The organism is Chryseolinea sp. T2, assembly GCF_037203685.1.
Lineage (GTDB): Bacteria > Bacteroidota > Bacteroidia > Cytophagales > Cyclobacteriaceae > Chryseolinea.
Window position 1 is genome coordinate 177404 of sequence record NZ_JBBCAU010000010.1, and the last position, 20263, is coordinate 197666.

The following is a 20263-nucleotide window of genomic DNA, read 5'->3' on the forward strand; positions in this document are numbered from 1 at the left end:
ACGAGTTCCGCTGGACAATGTTACTGCGACATGCAGAATTATTAACCAGGTTCCGCTCCAACTCCTTGTCAATTCGAAAAATCGATGTCAGGACCCATCGCTTTTTTCTCTTTCATCTTTCGGGTGTTTTTACTCAGAGGGAGTTGCAGCGAAATCTTATAATACCGGATGTCGCGGCGATTCATGGTATTTTGGTAAGTCAGTGGCTGGTCATAAACGGTGTACTGCACGCGTGAATTAAAAATGTCATTTATAATGAACGTGACTGCACCACGGTTCTGCCAGAATCCTTTTCGCAACGCAAAATCAGCGCCGGCGATTGCCTTCTGGTAACCCTGGAGTTGTGCGCTTTTGCTTCTGTATTGGCCGCTGAGTTGAGCGGATATACCCCAGGGAAATTTGTAAGTCAGATTCATTTTCGCATTGTAGCGCAGCATTCGTGTCGTCACTTCCGTGGACTGAAGTATTACTTCAAAGATGTTAAGGTTACCGAGCAATGAAAGATTGCCTATGGAGTAGGTTAGTGTATTGTCAACTCCATATTGGATGTCTGCCTTGACATTCTGAAATGTTGTAACCAGTATGGTGGAATCTTCCGGGTCTGGCTGTGTAACTGGTTTTATGGTGTGATCTTCATAAATGTAGTAACCGGTTACAAGCCATTGCAGACTCGATCCGGACGTCTTGTCCCAGGTCTTGTTGTAACTCGCCTCTGCCGTATTAACAAATTCAGGACGCACTGCCGGATTGCCAATGGTTATGTTTTGTTTATCGTTTGCCTGAATGCCGACAAACATGTGTCTGAAGCTCGGTCGTCCAACCTTTCGCGACAGACTGACATTCCACTCGGAGCTTTCGTTGATCTTGTTGTTAAAGGAAAGTGAGGGGAAGATAGATTGAAAAATATTCTGACCCGTTTTCGATGGATAGTTGTAGCCGAACGTACTACCATCAAACCTTGACTTGCCGTGCAAAAATGATTGCTCAAGACGAAGTCCACCTTGCCAGTTCATTTTTTTGTTGATCTGGTGCGAGTACAAGCCGTAGACCGCGTTGACGGTCTCATTGATTTGTGCATTCTGTGAATAGTCCTCCAGCAGCCTTATGCTTTCACCGGTTACTTCACTGAATAGGTACTGTTGATCGCGCAGATACGTAAAGCTTCTGGCGCCGAATTCCAGCTTGGAGGATTCGTTTAATGGATGAACATAATCCAGTTGCGCGAGAATTTGATTGCCGGTAATGCTTCCGTCGATCTGGTTGGTAACCGGATATCCTTCCTGAGGCACGCTGGTTCCCTCAACAATGTCGTAGGCAGTCGTATACCAGTCGCCCGCATTGGAAACACGGTTGTGCGTGAACGATGACATGAACGATAGTTCTCGTCCTTTCTGTGAAAACTGATGTTTCCAGTCCAGCTCTATTCCTGTGTTGATGTAGTCGTTGTGTGGCGTTGTCGTGCGGTTGCCATAACTGATTATCGCGTCGTCGGTGTTCCTGTATGCGTAGTTTTGTTCGGTGGATGTGTTAAAGACTCCTCCTGCGAGCGAACCTGCTATCGTTAGTGTATTCCTGTCATTGAATTTGTAGTCTGCGGAAATTCTTCCGCTTTGGAAGGTATTGTCTTGTTTAAGCGAAGTGTTCTGGTCGAAATACGCGATTGGTTCTCCGTTCGGATTCTTGCTGATACGATAAGAGGAGGAAGGGAGTGGATTTTTTGTGGAGTTGAAACTGTACAAACCGGAGATGTTCCATTTGCCTTTTTGATAGTCGAGATTTAATGTGCCGTCGTATCGCGAGTTGGTGCCTACACCGATTATAAGCATGCCGTTGTATCCTTGTTCTTTGTTTCGCTTCAGCACCAGGTTAATGATCCCACCTGAGGTACTTGCATCATAACGGGCAGAGGGGTTGGAAATCACTTCAACAGACTCAATCTGGTTCGCAGGAATTTGGGCGAGCGTTAATTGGGTTGGTTTTCCATTCACGTAGATTGTCGCTGTGAGATTACGCATCGTGGCAGCACCCGATTCATCTATTGTTACCGAAGGAACATTTTTCAGGACCATCTCAGCCGTTCCTCCCTGTGAGGTAAGGTTCTTGTCAACATTGAAGATTCGCTTGTCGGGAGCTATCTCTATTGGTGGCTTCTCGCCAACGACCTCCACTTCTTTGAGTAATTTGGAGTCAGGTGTCATGACTACTCTAACTGAACCATCTGCTGTACGAAGGTCCACATGTTGCTCAGCTGTCTGGTATCCTACGAAGGAAACCTGAAGTAGTATCGTATCAGCCGGTGCATTTGAAATTCCGAACGTACCATCCAGCGCTGTCTGGGATACAGCGATGCGTGTCAGTTGACCATCCTTATTTTGTAGAAGGGCAACAGTCGCGAATGGCAGCGGTTCAGAACTGGTTGCGTCCGTAACAATGCCCTTCAGGTTCCGGCCAGTATTCTGACCGTTGACATGGTGGCCAATGGTGATCAGCAACAATACAGTTATGAATGTCAGGTATTTCATAGTGACTTCGATCACAATTTTCGATAGTCTCCTGGCTTGTCTTCGATAGCACTAAGCCGAATTCCGCATGCAAGCAATAGTTTGAATATGTAGACATTCTGTACAGAGATTTATAATCGACCCGATAGAGATAATTCTCGACGAACAAGGCCGATTTTTCGATTTACACACGATCCCACGCTCGTTATTTCTTGCGGTTAGCAATGAATGAGTGGTTGCCCAAAATTGACGATCTGGATGACAGGCTTGATGCGGGGATTTGCCCTAAACAACTTTATCTTGATCTTTACTTCTAAGGTGGTTGACCTTCCGGTCTACTCTGATCAAAAATTTAATCAGCCCTGTCAGCACCGTGACAAGTCCGATCACGACAGTGTAAATCTTGCCATCGCGACGAAGGGTATCCGCCATCTCGACTTCCTCCGATTGTTCAGCTACGGCAATAGTGGCCGCAATGATGGTTATGAACAGAACAAGACTAAACTTCTTCAACACGTCTTTCATGTGCTTTGACTTTTATGAGTAAGGTTGTAATCCACCATCCCGTCAAACAAAAGGCAATGATGGCTGTATAGATGACGAATTTCATGTTGTGTGAAGTATCGAATATGCTGAACCCGGGATTTCCGCCGTTGCCAGGATGAAGGGAGTCCGTCATTCGCGGCAAAATAAAGATCAACGGAATCATGACACTGAAAGCAAAGATGTTATAAACCGCACTTAGCCTTCCCCGTTGTGTCTCATCCTGCAGTGAGGAACGCAAAACAAAGTACGCCGCGTAGATGAGAAGGCTGATCGCAGTATTGTTGAGCTTCGGGTCGCTCGTCCAGAATGTTCCCCAGGTAGCTTTACCCCAAAGCATTCCGGTCGCGAGGCCCAGCAAACCAAACAATATGCCAACCGTTGCGGATAACGCCGCCCGGTCGTCCAGCTCAATCCTGTTCGAGCGAAGGAACCCAATCGACGACCACAATGAGATCACGAAGAGCAGAAGCATCGTGCACCATAGTGGAAAATGAAAATAGAACAAGCGAATACTTTCGTTCAGAATGGGCAGTCGTGGTACAGGCAAGAGGAACCCTGCGACCACTGTATAATACAGCAAAAGGATCGCGAGGACCTTCCACCATTCGAGACGTTGCTTCATTTGTCAATATGCCGATTAAACTGGAACGGTCAAATCCGTTTGTTTCGGGGTTTGGGTGTATTCTTTAATTGTGATATATCCTCCATTTGCCAAATTTCTTGGTTGCCCATTTTCCGGTCATGATGGAATCCAGATGGACAGGCATTCCATCTCTGGCAATCACTACACATTCCTGCTGCAATTGGAAACGCAATTGTTGTGATTGCTTTGGGTTAGTCGCATCCAGCAGGCTTTTTTTCCATTGGTCATCACGCTCGAATTGCGTCTCACGCTTCAAGGAGGGATCACCTGCAAAAACAGAGATGATGTCCTTGTCTAGTTCAAAAGCGACGGATGGTAATAATCTGTCGTATACAATAATAGTTCTGTTTTGAAGATTGGCTTCCCTTATATAGGAGGTTACATTTTTGAGCGAATTCACTTCGTTACTGTTTAGCCGGAAGAACAGTGCCGAAAAGAGAATCAGGTGCATCGCGAGAATACTGCTCATCAGGATAACAGTATGTTGTTTTGATTTTCCTATCAACAATAGGGAAAGACTGATCACGAGAATCAACGCGGATGATATAACCAGATAACTATCAGTAATGAACCTCCGATAGAAAAGTGAAACAGACATCAAGCACAGGTTAATAAGAATTACGGATGCATTGAATATTATCAAGAGTCTCCGCGGCATATCCTGGGCAAGAAGATGCCCGGTGATCAGGCTGAACCCAATAGCGAGCGGAAGAATATAGAGAACAAGTTTGGAACTGGCGATTGAAAAAATGATGAGAGGAATCACTATCGTCCACGTTAATAATGATTTAATGATGGGCGACCATGAGCCCTTTCTTTTCATAACAACAAGACCACCGGCAAAGACAATAATCCATGGGAACGTGACCAGTGGGACGATGGGCAAATAGTAGTACCATGGTTGCGTCCTCGCAAATACTTCAGCGTGCGCTACCCTGTCCACAAAATGATGAAAGACAAAGTAGTCTGTAAACTTCGCATCCTCGGATACGAGAACCACAAACCATGTTAGTCCGACGACACAGAAGATCAAAAGCGCTATGATGATCTGTTTAAATTTGATGATCAGTTTTCCTTGAAGGATCGGATTTTCTTTGCGCGACAAACGCCAGAGACCGAAGATCGCAAAGAACGGGACTACGATGATGGCGGGGCCCTTCGTAATAAACCCAGCTCCAAGAGCAAATGCCATCAGGTACAGGAATATGCTTCGTCTTGTAGCAATGAACTTTGCCCCTCCATATAAACTGAGCAATACGAACGTTGTCAGGTACGCATCAGTAGTTAATCCCCGTACAGAGACGAGCACCAGCGGCAACGTTGCATACACTATAGAACTGTAGCATGCCGACTGCTCACTCTTGAAAATAACTTTGCCGATTCCAAAAACAAGATAGACCTGTACAACGAAGGCGATTACCAGGAAGAAGCGTGCGGCAAAGGGGGTGATGCCGAAAATTGAATAGGCAAGTGCCGTTAGCCAGTAGGTGAGGGGTGGTTTGTGATAATGATGAACATTGAGCAGCGTGGGATGAATCCAGTCACCAGAACGGTACATTTCACGACTCACTTCTGCATACCTCGCTTCACTGGTTTCGGTCACGCCCCACATATTGCCTGTTGATAGCATCAGCAGGCAAAGAACACTAACTACGATTAAAACAGACCTGATGTTCAAAGTTCGTGATGTTGGAGCTCCTTTACGTTCAATTTTTTCTCAATCTGTTACCAACGTTGTACTTGACTTTCCTGGCGAAATGCGGGTATGCTGTATGGTCTGTTTTGTAACTGTAAGCGAACCCGCCATACATCTTGTTCAGGTTGTTTGTGATACGTCACTCAATTGGTTTGCCAATCTGAAAAAGGATCAGATTAAAGCCCGCGATTTGTCTGACTTGAATACAGTGATCTTAATCTACTAAATTCTCGTATTGAATTCGTGGAAACGCCACCACAAAGGTGGGCGCAATTACCATTGTGTTAATATTTACAACTTCATTGCAGTTGTGAGTCGCCATGTGAGTGATTAATTCAGAATGTCTCCAGAATTTGAGACTAAATGTGAAACACGTGGCCCGTTGAATCGCGACGGATAGCGAGCTCGTCATTCATGACTACGCCGGTAGAATCCAGAGTCGCTCCAGAATCGTTTCGTTAGTTTGTTTATAACATTAAACAAGCATCATATGAAACAATTCCTGGTCGTTCTCGCATTATTGTTTTCCAGTCAATGGTTGGTCGCTCAGAAAATAGCGGCCAGCGAGGTTCCTCAAAACGTCAAGTCTACCCTTGTAAAATCGTACAATGGCAAAGGTGTGGTGTGGAGTAAGGAGTCCGCTGGCTATGAAGCTAGCTACAAGCAGAATGGTAAGGAGATTTCTCTGGTAATAGACACCTCCGGCAAAATAGTTGAAACAGAAACGGAGATTGAAAAATCTGAACTTCCTGCTTCAATTTTAGAGGTTTTAAAGACAGACTACAAAGACTATAAATTAGAAGAGGCGGCAAAGATAGTTGCTGCTGACAATGCTATAACATATGAGGCTGAGGTTGAGAAAGGAGAGGACACGTTCGACCTGATATTTGATTCCGCTGGAAAATTGTTGTCGAAGGAATCTAAAGAGGATCATAATTGATCCTGGTAGCGTATTGCCGCTTGATCTAAACCTTTTCTTTCATGGCCTTGCGACATGTCCTTGTTCTTTTATTGACGTCAATACCCGGATTCGCCCTCGTCGGTCAACCTCTTGCCTCCAGGTCATTTGCAAATACGATACCTCAGTTATTGGTCGATACCGTTGGAATTAATTCCAAAGCTTACTTTTCAACTGAGCTTTCGCGTGCAATAGTGCCACCGTTGTTATTGGTATCGGCAGGGCTGTACGCAACGACAGATAACGAATGGCTGAACAAGTATGAAGTGAAGGAGGAGCGTGACGAGCGCATGCCACATTTCAGATGTCATGTCGATGACTACCTTCAATACGCACCGATTGTAGCAGTGTATGGTTTGAACCTGGCGGGCGTAAAAGGCAGGAACGATTTTGTCAACCGCACAGTATTGCTTCTTAAGTCTGAAATACTTGTGGGAGTTTTGACGTACTCCTTAAAGCAAATCACTGCTGTACCGAGACCCGACACCGGTAAACCTACTTCAATGCCTTCGGGGCACACCGCTCAGGCCTTTGCTGCGGCAACTTTCATGGCGAAAGAGTATGGCCATCGGAGCATTTGGTATTCCATAGGTGCGTACACGGCAGCAACAAGCGTGGGAGTCATGCGTGTACTGAATAACAGGCATTGGGCATCTGACATCCTGGTCGGAGCGGGTGTGGGAATCTTTTCAACCAATATGGCTTATCTGACGCACAGGTATAAGTGGGGGAATCGTGACAAACCACATGGCACGACGCTGTTTGTTCCCGGCTATGATGGACAGAGTTATTCACTTGCTATGATACATCAGTTCAAATGAAGTCAGCCATTTACACAGTTTCTGCAGCAAATCTGAACTGTGCTTTTAAGAAGTGTATGCCTGCACCGATTGGTTGACGATGGTAACAATCGAATCGATCGCCTTGCTTTTTCTGTCCGCCTTTGTCGCCTTCTCGCTTAGTGCTGTAAGCGGTGGTGGCGCGGGCTTGTTATTGATTCCGGTCATCGGTTTTGTCGCACCGGTAGTTCAGGTCCCGGCAATCCTGTCTATTGGAACTGCGACATCTTCGGTATCACGAATCGTCGCATTTAAGACCCATATACAGTGGAAGATAGTTGGCTGGTTTGTTCCCGCAGCAGTGCCCGCCGTATTTCTGGGAGCATGGTTGTTACGCTTTGTTAATCCCCATTATCTTGAATTGGGATTGGGACTTTTTTTAATAAGCAATTGGATCTTTCTTTTTCGAAAAAAGAATACCAGTGCAGAAGATCGCCCCCCACACAGATCTTTGTTATTGGTTGGATTCTTTGCAGGGTTTTTGTCCGGCCTCACTGGCGCTGTTGGCTTGCTTTTTAATCGCTTTTATCTTCGATGGGGGATGACCAAAGAGCAAATTGTTGCCACAAGGGCTGCTAATGAAGTCGTTCTCCATATTATAAAGATTGTGCTGTACACGATGTTCGGCCTGCTCAACCTGAAAGTGGCAGCGTTTGGTTTCGCAATAGCCATTGCGAGTATTGCATCATCGTGGTTCATGACCTGGGGTTTGAGCCGGATCAGTGAGTCGCTGTTCAGAACTGCCGGATATGTATCCATGGTTATTTCCGGCCTGGTAATGACATTTCAGTCCGTGAACGTGCTGGTGGAGCAGAACAATGCAAGTGTTACATTTAGTCCAATTGCATTAGGGGTTGAATCTAAAATCCAGTGGCAGAATGCAGGCATTGCCTTTGAATTTCAGTTTGATGAGGGTCTTGAATTTGAACAAACTGTTTCAATGAACGACGTGCCGGAAGAAGTGCAAAAAATTATTCTTGCACATCAGGGTAACGCCAGTAACATTGTAGTGGAAGAAGTTCATGGTCTCAATGGTCACAGTTTTGAAGCTTATTATTTTTCAGATAATAAACTCTTAAAGAAATGCGAGTTTCCGGCGACCCGTTAACTTAGCCTTAGGTGTATCATTTCAATTGCCGAGACAAAGTTGGTGGCACCCGAATAAGTCGCTCGAGTTTATGAACATCTTCGGAGAGCGTTTGCAAACTATAAAGCTAAGAGGTATCAACGCACCTATCGCTTCCGCTTCTTAATCACATACTCAAACCCAAACCTCGCATTCACCACATCTCCATAAGGACTCTGCCTCTTCGGATCAAACAACCTGAACATTACTGACGCGGTGCCGCGAAGTTGCTTGTAGAGCTTGTATTGTTTCTTCATCCCGGCAAATGCACCCGGTACCCACTGACGTCCATGTGGATCACCCTGCTTCACGGTTGCTGGCGGAACAAGCGTATTCATTAGTTCAACCTCCAGCCTCGGACTAAACCCTTTCGATAAATTAAACTCTCCATATACACGCGGCCCATAGATCTGGCTGCTGTGACTGAACGACTTGTTGTCCCAGTTATAGGCCACGCGCTGGTTCCATCCTGCGCCAGCAGTAATCCTCCTGGTAAACTTATATCCAACGTACGGATTGAAATCCACGAGGATATCGTCGCTCTTTTTGAGCAGCTGGAAGCCTAAGCCCGGAAGCAATCGTTCATGGAACTTATTTTCCTTCAAGGGATTTGTAGGCTTTTTCGCAAGGTCGGCCATGCTTTTCATCTCTGAATATTTCTGCTTGTACTTCGAGATCTTTTCCATGGCTGCTTTCAATTGCGCCTCCTTACCACTGAAGTGATCGACAGCAGCGGCTTGTGCCTGACGTTTCATTTCGGCCTTGAGTGCTTCTTCTGATTTCAGTGCATCGACGCCCTCGAGCTTTGCACGCTTTTGAATTTCCTGCGCTTCGCTGAGACTCGTTACTTTGCTCTCCGCGAGCTTGTCGATGGGCTGCTCCTGGATTGTTTTCAGTTCACCGGTGACTTTTTCTGTCTGACCGGTAACCCCGGTAACTTTCTTCAACTGAGGAACCGGGTCGGCAGAGGGAAGTGACAAATTCGTCGAAGACTTAGCGATGTTTGCGTTAGGCAGGGTCGTATTTGGCAGAGTATTGTTGGGGATAGAAACCCCCTCCGTGATAGCCGTACCGTTGGGAACCTTAACGACATCAGTTATGCCTGACGTGAGATTAGAAAGGGAAGGCATCCCCTTACTCAGCACATCAAGACCCGGAACATCGAACGACAACTTTCCGGCTACCTGCGCAGGTACAAGTTTTGAAATGGATGACTTAAGGTCATTCACCTGTTGTTGCATTTCCGGCGGAACTTCTATTGCTCCCAGTTTTTCCACCGCTTTGCTTTTGGTGTCTGACAGTTTTGATTGAAATTCTTGCTGAAGGTCCCCTAACTTCTGATTGACACTGTCAAGACTGGCAGCCAGCTTGTTGTCAGTTAGTGCCATCCGACTCAGGCTGTCAACTTTGGTCTGAAGTCTTTGCTGAATCTGCGTGACCCTGTTTGCCTGTTCTTCGTATTCTTTTTGCAGGCCTGATACTTCGCCCGACATCCATTGCTTTACCGAATCAATGCGCTGCTGATAATAGCCCACGGAATCTTTAAAATCTGAAACAAACTGAAAGTTGGTCGCGGAATCGATCTTTTGCAATGCCCGTTGTTTCAGCGCCCTCGTTGAATCCTGGAATTTATCAATTGGAGTTAATATCGTATCGGGTGACGGGGTCTTTTGCAGAATGCCTTTGTTCGTGTCGCTTGGTGGCTCCTGCGATTTGTTGTCTGTTTTAGAAAGCGAATCAATCTGGGCGTGTACGGTGACATAACAGCCCACGAACAACATTGTCCAGATCAAATGCTTTCTGAAGAGATTCATGAATTTATGCTAACGATTAGCGCGATGTTAATTGGATACACTTCTTCTCATACTCCTTAGTACAACAATAGCGTTGAGGTCATCAGCCTTTTTGGGATTTGTTTTCAGATAATTCGGATGAATTGCTGAATGGATATTTTTTTAGTGATGACCTTTTTGATATCCGTGGACTAACCGCTCGTAAACCTCTAACCAAGTTGAGTTGTTATGAAGTGGTTCCAGCGTTTGGCCCGGCCGTTAGCATTGAATATTTCGGGTGAATTGAGCACGAGGCGTTTGCGTGTATTCTGTACTGCTGCCTTGCTTTGTGTGGCAGTAATTGCTGCTAACGCACAGACAATCATTTATGTGAAGAAGGGCGCTACGGGTACTGGAGACGGCAGCACGTGGATAAATGCATATCCCGAACTTCGTACCGCTCTTACTGCAGCGGCTGCGCTGCCAGGCGCCAAAGAGGTTTGGGTGGCGCAGGGTGAGTATAAACCGACGGCAGGTATTGATAGAACGATCTCATTCATTATTGGTCCTAATGTGTCGCTCTACGGAGGTTTTATCGGAACAGAGACAAGCAAGAACGATCGTGATTGGAGGAAGAACAGAACAGTACTCAGCGGGGACCTGGGAAAGCAGTTTGACTACTCCGACAACAGTTATCATGTTTTATATAATAACAATGCAACATCAGACTTAACTGTCGACGGGCTTGTAATTAGCTACGGCAATGCTAATTGGATGAATGGTTCGAGTTCCGGTGACGAGTCCGGAGGAGGCGGTTTTTTCTGTAAAGCGCCCGGTGCACAAATAACCGTAAGCAACACCCTGTTCGAAAATAATCGAAGTATCGTCGGTGCTGGTGCAATGTTATGGCTTGAGAACGGCGATGTCGGACCCCGAATTGTCGCTTGCGAATTTAACGGAAACACCGCCGAAGGATTTGGTGGTGCACTGGCAACCAACGGTAATTCCGAAGAACTTTCGGGCACTTTCATTAATTGTACCTTTAGCGGTAATTCAGTTTACAATTCTACCACAACGGAGATTGCAGGATCGGTATTATTCAACCTCGGCTTTGCAAAATTCATCAACTGTACAATTACAAGTAACCGAGGCACTGTTCTGGCGAATGGTGGAAAGATAGAAGTCGAAAATTCTATTTTCTGGAGAAACTTTAAAGGAACTATCGAGAATCCGGAATGGTTGGGCCCAGACGATCCAAACTTGCCAGGCGCGTTATCCATAAAAAACAGTATTGTTCAGGGTGGCTACGGTACATCTGCCGACAACAACATCGACAGCGACCCCTTATTCGTACGCGATCCTTCCATCGTAGGCGTCTACCCACGCACCAGCATCCTTCCGGTTGCCTTCACCAATCCCAAATACGAAAACCAACTCGAATTTAATGGCGCAAGAATGTGGGGCCTCTGGCCGTATGTCGCTTTCCATGATCACACCTACAACAAGACGTACATGCTCGGAAGCACGGTTCAGATACTCGACTATAACAACCTTGTCGACAACAAACCAACGGGCACCCTATACACACAATACTCATGGCCTCGCACCCAGCGGCCCGAGCGGTCCTATCACGCCGCCAGCAACACAATAAAACTGGCCATCCTCGACAATGGAATACTTTCCATTCACAGGCAGACGGGTGCCATGTCCCTTTACAATCCGGCAACTGGCGAGCCTGCCGGTACAAGCCTTAAACCTAATGATCTCGTTGTCGACGACGCCAATAACCTGCTCTACACGCCTGTCTTTTCAAATACCGACAACTCCTTCTATGGATTGTTGGAATTGAACCTCACCACCCAGGCCAAGCGTTGGATTACGGCGAGTAGCTCGCCCGTTGCGATTTCCGGCGGCGTTGCCAACTGGAATGACGACAGCTATTGGGGTGGGTTCAGACTGTTCCTCGACGGTCAGGCCAACGTGCTTTATCTGTCAACAGGCAATGGCCTCTGGTGGTGGAACCGTACCACCAACGCTACTGGCCTTTATAATACCAACGGAGGTATCCCCGTTGCGCCCGGCAATCCACAAATTCCATCCAACCTGGCTACCGGCGTTTATGTTGACAACACCGAAAACAAGGTTTACATCGGCACACACGCGGGACTCTACGTTTGGAACAGAAGCAACAACACCAGCCGCGTTTACAACGCTTCAAATTCGAAGCTGATACATAACCTTATCAATACGATAGATAAGAACGACGAGCGACATCTCCTCTACGTTGCCTGCGAAGATGGCGCTTTGCTCACCATCAACACGGAGACAGGAGAAGAGACATTGACCTCACGCGACATTGGAAGTCCTACGCATCCCCAGTACATGGACGTGTCAGCGGCCTCTGCGTTCTATGATGAATTCGATAAAAAGCTATGGGTGTCTGCCGATCACAACACCGGTGGTACCTGGATAGCGGATTACAACAATCTCGTACCCGACTATGGCGACCTCCGCCTGCAGGTGACTTCGCCCGCGATCGACAAGGGTAATCATGCTGCTCTTCCTTCATTTGTAACCACAGATCTTTTCGGTCTGCCGCGCTACGTAGATTATCCTACTCTTGCCGGGTCGAATAGCCTCGACCTCGGCGCCTACGAACGGATCTTTGAAGAGACGGATGAACCACCGACTCCGCTTCCATCGAATCTTGGTCTGAACTACGTGCTCACGTATACGGCACAACGTGAAGGCATCGATGCAGAAGCACTCGATAGCTATGCAACAAAAGACGTTAACCGGAACATTCAGTACGTCGACGGACTCGGACGACCATTGCAAACTATCGCTATCCAGGGCTCGCCAACGAAGAAAGATGTAATTGTTCCCGTGGAATACGATGAGTTCGGTCGGGAAGTGCGAAAGTATTTGCCATTCACCAAAGAGAACAATGGCGTCTACGTGCCCAATACAACGATCATTGGCACTAGTCATCAGTACATAGGCGATGCGGCATCTTTTTATGCGGGAGCATTGGATCCCACGATCGATGCCGACACGCGTCCTTTCAGCGAAACGGTATTCGAACCTTCACCACTGAATCGTCCGCTTCAGGATTATGGTCCAGGCGAATCGTGGTCGGCTGCTCAAAACAACCGTCCGGTGTCACATCAATATCTGACAAACATCCACAATGCGTCTCTGACGGCGACCGAAGGAGAACGGATTATCGTGTGGAAGCTGGACGCACAGGGTATGCCTGCACCAGCTTCAGTTCCCGTTGCGGGTTACGTGGAGGCTGGCGGTTACTACAGCAGCAACCAGCTGAGCATTAAAGTCACCATCGACGAAGAGGGACACGCGGTTCGTGAATACACCAACAAGCAGGGCCAGGTGATTCTGAAGAAGGTGCAGGCGGTGGCCGGCGCAAATCCGCCATTGAACAACAAAGATTCCTGGGCATGTACCTACTACATATACGACGACCTTGACAATCTCGTGTTCGTGCTCCAGCCCGAGGGTTATAAGCAATACCTGGAGCTACTTCAAAACTGAGTCTTGTCAAACGTTACGCTGATCCTTGAATATGAAAACATTCCCATCTCTTAAACGATATATAATCGCGTTTCTTTTGACAGGCTTTGCCGTAGCTGCGCGGGCGGTTGAAACTCCGCCGGTGATGGCCACAACATTCTACCGCGCCATTAACATCAACGGTGCAGCGCTTACGATCGACGGCAACAGCTGGGTTTCCAGCACGGGCGCTGCAAACTTCAGCTTCGCCGGCGCGACGTTCGCCAATCAGTCCGTCACCCTGAACCCGGCCACAGACGCGAACCGGGCCACGATGATCCGTTCCTCTGCCTACGGCAACGTGACAGCTAACATGAGCGCCATGCCATCGGGCTATTACAAGGTTTTCATCTATGTGTGGGAGGATAATGGGGCAGAAACCTTTTCTGTCAATGTTGAAGGCACCGCCGCAGTGACCAACTACAACAGCGGCACTGCCGGAACATGGGCAAAGCTTGGCCCGTTCATCAGAAATGTAACAGACGGTACGCTGAACATCGCTACTACGGGTGGAACGGCCAACGTGTCAGGCATAGAAGTATATACAACGAGCGCACCTCCGGTGGTGTCCAACGCCATTCCCGATCATACAGCCATAGTAGGAGAGACGTTCAATTATACCATCGCATCAAATGCCTTCACCGATCCCGATGCGGGCACAACGCTGTCGCTATCGGCGACATTATCGAACGGCAACCCATTGCCGTCATGGCTGACCTTTAACCCGTCAACTAAAAAATTCACAGCAACTCCCCAAAGTGGAAATCTGGGTACCATCAGTGTAAGCGTGAAAGCAACTGACGGCGATACCGACGTAACCGACGTTTTTAATCTTACCGTAGCCAACTCGTTTTACCGTGCGATCGATATCAACGGCGTTGCGCAGACGATCGATGGCAATTCATGGGAAGCAAGTTCGGGAGCACCCAACTTTACTTTTACAGGGATCCAATATGCCAATCAGGGCATTACGCTCATTCCCCCAACCGATGCCAATCGGGCGAACATGATTCGCTCGGTAATCTACGCCGATGCAACAACCAATATATCGGGCGTTCCTAACGGAGTATACGACATCTACATTTACATATGGGAAGACAACTGGCCCATTTCTTATAGCCTTACCGTTGAGGGCACTGCTGTTAAAACAAACGCCCTTAGCGGCAACGGCGGCGAATGGACAAAGTTGGGCCCATACAGACGGGTCATGACGGACGGTACGATCAATATTGCCGGGACAGGGGAGCTGGGTTTATCAGGTGTTGAGATCAGAAGAGCTTCTACAGGAGAAGTTTCCTACACTATTGCCGTTGATAATCAAACCGCACAGATAGCGGCCGGCCAGGCCAAACGCATTATCGCTGACGTGAGCCCAAACGACGGTGTTCCGAAAACAGTAAGCTGGAGCAGCTCTAACACGGCGGTTGCGACCGTGGATACCAATGGTCTGGTACGTGGCATTGCCGTAGGCACCGCCACGATCACAGCAAGCCTGGCCGGAGGGGCCAGCGCGACAACCGCCTTTACTGTTCTTGGACCCGGTGCAAATGCCATCTTCAATCCCGAATTTGACAACGGCCTTAACAATTGGTCGATCGTCGACCTCGCAGGAACGCCGGCGAATACCGCAACGGTTGTACAAAATGCGGGAATGTCTGGCGCGAACGCCCTATATGTTGACATTATCAATACTGCCGTTGAGGATTGGAAATATATGATCCGTGCCAGAATTCCCTTCAGGCTCGAGGTAGGAAAGACGTACCGGCTTTCGTTCCTGGGTAAGGCGCAGGCCAACCGGAACATTAGCGCGAACATAGTCGGTAGTCCCTCCAATAATAGTTATTCCTACAATAGCGTTGCGCTCACAACCACGTCTCAGGAAAAGACCGCCACCTTCACGGTCAGCAACACTGCTGTGAACGGCGAAACAGAGTTCCTGCTTGAATTCTATTTGGCGAACGGCACGCTCAACGACGTTTGGCTCGATAAGGTAGCAATCACTGATGTTACGGGTATCACACAAGTATCATCCGTGAGTGTTTCCCCGACTACGCTCAATCTCGCCGTTGGTGCGACTAGTCAGTTGACTAAAACAATATCACCTTCCAACGCGACTAACCAGACAGTGACCTGGTCATCAAGTAATACTGCCGTAGCTACGGTGAGTAATACCGGCCTGGTAACTGCGGTGTCACCGGGAACATCTACGATCACCGTCCTCACCGAGAACAATGCGCGGCAGGCAACGACTACTGTAACGGTAGCGGTACCGGCCATCGCCGTTACTGGTTTGTCGATAAGTCCTTCGGCGATCAACGTGCCTGCAGGTAAAACGGTAAAACTGTCGAAAACTATTCTACCCGCGAACGCAACCAACCAGAATGTAAACTGGGTGAGCGCGAGTACCGCAGTGGCAACGGTCGATGCCAACGGTGTGGTTACAGGTGTCGCTCCTGGCCTCACGAGCGTCACGGCAACCACAGTTAGTGGTGGTTTTTCGAAGTCATCCTCCGTGTATGTAATGGCTGCCGGACCTGATTTCATTGTCAATGGTGAATTTGATTCAGGCACGTCCAGCTGGCAACTGGTCGATAATACGACGCCTGCAACGGCATCCATGTCGGTTGTTACCAATGCATCAATGTCCGGTACCAACGCTTTAAAGATCGACGTAACCAATATAGTAGACGACGCCCCTAAGCTGAAGCTGATGCAAACCCTGGGTAGGAAAATTGAACTGGGTAAAACGTATCGTATTACGTTCGGGGCGAAAGCAGAGTCGAACCGGCAGCTGAGGCTCGCCATTGCCGGTGCAAGTGATTACACCTATGCACTCGAAACCTTTAGCCTTACGCCAACTACTCAGCAGTTCTCGATCGACTACACCTGCAACCAAACCAATGTCAGTTCCGAGAACGCGTTCCAGCTGAGGTTTTATCTTGCGATGGGAGTGCTTAGTGACGTATGGCTGGACGACATCACCATGACTGACATCACGCCTTACGCTGCCGCCACGGGCATCGACGTGACTCCGGCATCGGCCTCTATCGCCGTCGGCGAGCTGCTCCAACTGACGTCTTCATTCTCTCCGGCGAATGCGACTAACCGTACCGTTACGTGGAGCTCTTCAAACACGGCGGTGGCAACCGTAAATAGCGGCACAGGCCTTGTTACCGGTGTAGCAGTGGGGTCCGCTACCATCACGGCGACGAGCGTAGACGGCAATTTTACGGATGTGAGTAGCATTACCGTTGCGAGCACTGCCGTAACTTCTCTTGGCGACCTGGTGAACCTCTTTGCCTTCCAGTACAAATACGATGGCAGGAAGCGCATGATTCAAAAGAAAGTGCCTGGTGCCGACTGGGTGTACATGGTTTACGACGACCGCGACCGCCTCGTCCTGACGCAGGACGGCGAGCAGCGAAAGGATCATGAGTGGACCTTCACTAAATACGATGCCTTGAACAGGCCAATATTAACAGGTATTTATTCCAACACGGCAAATGTTGAGGATATGCAGATAGCCGTAGATGGATTCTACGACATAGCCGACGCTCCCGGCAATCCTCATGAATGGTTCGAAGTCACGGGCGGCACGGTTCATGGCTATTCAAATAATTCCTTCCCTGATGTTAGTGTTGAGAACTCCTATCTCACAGCCACCTACTACGACGACTACAATTTTAAAAGTGGTTTCAATTCGAAGTATAACTACGACAACAATCAGTTATCAGCATCTGGCGGTAAAGCTCAGGAGACTGCTGAATTTAACCGCGTCAAAGGACAGGTGACAGGTGCAAGGATAAAGAACCTCGAAACCAACGACTGGTACTGGACGATCAACTACTACGACGATCACTACCGCGTCATTCAAAGCATTAGCGACAACGCCAAAGGCGGCATCAATAAGGTGACGAACGTCTACGACTTCACCGGAAAAGTGCTGCGCACAAAGAGTGATCACAGCATCTCATCCGGTCCTGTCGCGGCAACCGAACGCCGGATGTCCTACGACCACGTCGGCAGACTGCTTCAAACGGATCATAAGACCAATGTGGTTGATCAACCGAGCCAGCTCGATTTTGTGACGCTGGCTAAAAACGAATACAACGAGCTGGGCCAGTTAATCACCAAGGGACTGCACAGCACCGACAACGGTGCCAACGTAAAACAAAAGATCGATTACCGATATAACATTCGCGGCTGGCTTACACGTATCAACGACAGCGAGCTGAGCGACATTGATGGTGGTCCCAAGGATTTGTTTGGTATGAACTTAGGTTACGAAGATGCTTTGAACCTAACCGGAGGTGACGACCAGTTCAACGGCAACATCAGCGCCATCAAATACAGCAGCAATCTGGGCATTCAGGTTTTTGATCCCTTATCTGAAGTTTACCAGGCATCAGAGCGCGGCTATGCTTTTACCTATGATGTACTCAATCGACTTCACCACGCGGATCATCAGGAGCGCACTACGCAATGGGCGGCGTCGACCTCCTATGACGAGAACGGCATTGATTACGATTTGAACGGCAACATAAAGCATCTTTCGCGCAGTGGGAAAAATGGAGCTGCGATCGATCTCCTTGGTTATCAATACAGGGGGAACCAGTTGATAAGCGTCGCAGACAGCAATTCGAACCCCAACGGTTTCAAAGACGGAAATACTTCCGGAACCGACTATTTATATGATAACGGCAATCGCAGCATGACCTCAGATCTTAACAAGGGGATCAGCCTGATCACTTATAACTATCTGAACTTGCCGTCACGGGTACAGAAAAATACCGGCGAGTATATCAGGTACTACTATGATGCCTCGGGCATAAAGCTGCGCCAGGAAGTTTACAATGCGAGCAATCAGTTGCAAAAGAAATCGGACTATGTCGGGGAGTACTTCTATGAGAATGATACACTACGATTCATCAATCACGAAGAGGGTAGGATCGTGGTGAATGAAACCACACCCGAATATCAGTACATGCTGAAGGATCACTTGGGCAATGTGAGGGTGACCTTCACATCAAACACCTCAACCGATGTCTTTACCGCGAACATGGAGGACGCCACGCGGGCACAGGAGCAAAGCACGTTCAATAATTATAATTCTACCATAAACGACCTGCTGGATCATACCGACGAAGGAAGCGTTTACAACCGCGCGCTTGTATTAAATGGTGGCAATGGAAGTCAGATCGGTTTGGCTAAAAGCTTCGCTGTTAACATGGGCGACAAGGTCACCGCAAGAGCGTATGCAAAATACATTGACACGGCTCCATCAGATGGGAATCTGCAGTACTTCGCTTCGGCGCTTCTGAACGCGTTTGGCGTTACCGCGGTGGGCGGCATCGATGGTCACTCTGCATTTACTGCCTTAAATGATGTGGGAGGTAAGGTGGCTATCGGACTGCGGCCTGTCGAGGACATTACTGCGCCAAAGGCTTTTCTTAATATATTAGTGTTTGATAAAGATTATAATTTCATTGAATTTGCGTTCGATCAACTCGATGCTGGATATGGGCAGGAGGGGGTTGACAAGTCCGCGCCAAGCTTTAATGAATTGTTAGTGGAACAAACGATTGGCCAGGATGGATATGTGTATGTATACGTATCGAATGAGGAGCCAAATGAGCTGCAGGTGGGGTTTGATGATTATGAGGTGAAGCATGAACATGGTGGAGTAATACAGTTGGAGGAGTATTATCCTTTTGGGCTTACATTCAATAGTCATCGAAGAGAAAACTCAACGCTAAATCAATACCTCTATAACGGAAAAGAACTACAAGATGAATTGAATCTCTCTTGGTACGATTATCAGGCGAGACAGTATGATGCTTCGATTGGACGATTTTTATCTATCGATCCAGCGGCTGATTTAATGCGTAGGTACTCACCTTATGCATATGCATATGATGATCCAATAAGATTCACGGATCCAGACGGAATGATTCCGCAAGGTCCGGGTGATCCAAAGACGAAGTCAGATCTGGAAAAATTTTCTGATGGGTTTGAAAACGCCGGCAACCGATTCCAAAAATTTTTTCTTGATCCGGGTGCTAGCGGTCGCATCGATCAGGCTTTAAATGGACTTGTAAACGATCCACTAGGAGCGCTAGAAAATTTATTTACTGGAATATTAAGTGATGCTGAGGCAGCAACGAACGATCCAGTAGCCGCAGGAGAATTTGCTTTTGATGTAGGATTGGCAGTGTTCACGGATGGGATTGCGACAGAAGCGAAAGTCGCCGATGACATTGCAGAGGTGGCAAGTAAATCAATCGATAATCTTAATAAACCGACAGTTGCTTACAATAGAAAGAAACACTATCCAAATACGCCAACTAGGAGCGATCGCAAAGCATTGGGTGCCGGCCCTAATCAGGTCGTTGATCACAATCCGTCTCTTGTCGAGCGATTTTATCTTGGAGACCCAGTAATAGGTGAAAAACCTGGTTATCTTCAAACGACGGCAGAGCGAAAGGCCGGTGCCAGCGATAGGAACCGTATGCAGTTGCAAGAAAAACACGATTCAAATGTTCAAGGAGGCGAAAAGGCGAAGTTTTCAAAAGAAATGAAGAAAAAATTTGGATTATAATTACATGGAATATT

General features: G+C 47.8%; 10 protein-coding genes. 5 read left to right on the forward strand and 5 right to left on the reverse strand.

All coding sequences use genetic code 11. The annotated features are described in order from the left end of the window. Positions 1-68: 68 nt before the first annotated feature. The 4 genes from WBG78_RS27080 to WBG78_RS27095 form a co-directional block, all read right to left on the reverse strand. The gene (locus tag WBG78_RS27080; protein WP_337329654.1) at positions 69-2522 is read right to left on the reverse strand and encodes an outer membrane beta-barrel protein; all 2454 of its coding nucleotides are present in this window, start codon (positions 2520-2522) and stop codon (positions 69-71) included. Between the two features lie 264 nt (positions 2523-2786). After that, complete coding sequence (locus WBG78_RS27085; RefSeq protein WP_337329655.1) at positions 2787-3026, reverse strand: CcmD family protein; 240 nt, start codon at positions 3024-3026, stop codon at positions 2787-2789. Further along, positions 3001-3669 (reverse strand): cytochrome c biogenesis protein CcsA, encoded by a 669-nt coding sequence (ccsA, locus tag WBG78_RS27090; RefSeq protein ID WP_337329656.1) that lies wholly within the window; start codon positions 3667-3669, stop codon positions 3001-3003. The genes WBG78_RS27085 and ccsA overlap by 26 nt, the downstream gene beginning before the upstream one ends. 64 nt (positions 3670-3733) lie before the next feature. After that, positions 3734-5368 carry an ArnT family glycosyltransferase gene (locus tag WBG78_RS27095; protein WP_337329657.1) on the reverse strand — a complete coding sequence of 545 codons (1635 nt, stop codon included), beginning with the start codon at positions 5366-5368 and terminating at the stop codon, positions 3734-3736. A gap of 508 nt (positions 5369-5876) precedes the next feature. Here WBG78_RS27095 and WBG78_RS27100 point away from each other — a divergent pair. The 3 genes from WBG78_RS27100 to WBG78_RS27110 all read left to right on the forward strand — a co-directional run bounded on the left by WBG78_RS27100 (position 5877) and on the right by WBG78_RS27110 (position 8291). Then, positions 5877-6326, forward strand: a complete 450-nt coding sequence (locus tag WBG78_RS27100) for a PepSY-like domain-containing protein (RefSeq protein WP_337329658.1) — start codon at positions 5877-5879, stop codon at positions 6324-6326. Positions 6327-6367: 41 nt separating this feature from the next. Next, a complete protein-coding gene (locus tag WBG78_RS27105) occupies positions 6368-7165 on the forward strand; it encodes a phosphatase PAP2 family protein (RefSeq protein ID WP_337329659.1) in 798 nt (265 codons plus the stop codon). Between the two features lie 79 nt (positions 7166-7244). After that, positions 7245-8291 (forward strand): sulfite exporter TauE/SafE family protein, encoded by a 1047-nt coding sequence (locus WBG78_RS27110; protein WP_337329660.1) that lies wholly within the window; start codon positions 7245-7247, stop codon positions 8289-8291. A 125-nt stretch (positions 8292-8416) separates the two neighbouring features. Here the strand turns inward: WBG78_RS27110 and WBG78_RS27115 are convergent, their stop codons facing one another. Then, positions 8417-10123 (reverse strand): hypothetical protein, encoded by a 1707-nt coding sequence (locus WBG78_RS27115; RefSeq protein ID WP_337329661.1) that lies wholly within the window; start codon positions 10121-10123, stop codon positions 8417-8419. Between the two features lie 207 nt (positions 10124-10330). Between WBG78_RS27115 and WBG78_RS27120 the strand changes: the two genes are divergently transcribed. Together WBG78_RS27120 and WBG78_RS27125 are read left to right on the forward strand one after the other, a co-directional pair. Further along, a complete protein-coding gene (locus tag WBG78_RS27120; protein ID WP_337329662.1) occupies positions 10331-13633 on the forward strand; it encodes a DUF6443 domain-containing protein in 3303 nt (1100 codons plus the stop codon). A gap of 31 nt (positions 13634-13664) precedes the next feature. Next, positions 13665-20249 carry an Ig-like domain-containing protein gene (locus WBG78_RS27125; protein WP_337329663.1) on the forward strand — a complete coding sequence of 2195 codons (6585 nt, stop codon included), beginning with the start codon at positions 13665-13667 and terminating at the stop codon, positions 20247-20249. The last annotated feature ends 14 nt before the right edge of the window (positions 20250-20263 follow it).

What these genes read in the sequence shown, in the direction of transcription:
- WBG78_RS27080 (WP_337329654.1), bottom strand. Translation starts at nt 2,522, where the DNA reads ATGAAATACCTGACATTCATAACTGTATTGTTGCTGATCACCATTGGC.
- WBG78_RS27085 (WP_337329655.1), bottom strand. Translation starts at nt 3,026, where the DNA reads ATGAAAGACGTGTTGAAGAAGTTTAGTCTTGTTCTGTTCATAACCATC.
- ccsA (WP_337329656.1), bottom strand. Translation starts at nt 3,669, where the DNA reads ATGAAGCAACGTCTCGAATGGTGGAAGGTCCTCGCGATCCTTTTGCTG.
- WBG78_RS27100 (WP_337329658.1), top strand. Translation starts at nt 5,877, where the DNA reads ATGAAACAATTCCTGGTCGTTCTCGCATTATTGTTTTCCAGTCAATGG.
- WBG78_RS27105 (WP_337329659.1), top strand. Translation starts at nt 6,368, where the DNA reads ATGGCCTTGCGACATGTCCTTGTTCTTTTATTGACGTCAATACCCGGA.
- WBG78_RS27110 (WP_337329660.1), top strand. Translation starts at nt 7,245, where the DNA reads ATGGTAACAATCGAATCGATCGCCTTGCTTTTTCTGTCCGCCTTTGTC.
- WBG78_RS27115 (WP_337329661.1), bottom strand. Translation starts at nt 10,123, where the DNA reads ATGAATCTCTTCAGAAAGCATTTGATCTGGACAATGTTGTTCGTGGGC.
- WBG78_RS27120 (WP_337329662.1), top strand. Translation starts at nt 10,331, where the DNA reads ATGAAGTGGTTCCAGCGTTTGGCCCGGCCGTTAGCATTGAATATTTCG.
- WBG78_RS27125 (WP_337329663.1), top strand. Translation starts at nt 13,665, where the DNA reads ATGAAAACATTCCCATCTCTTAAACGATATATAATCGCGTTTCTTTTG.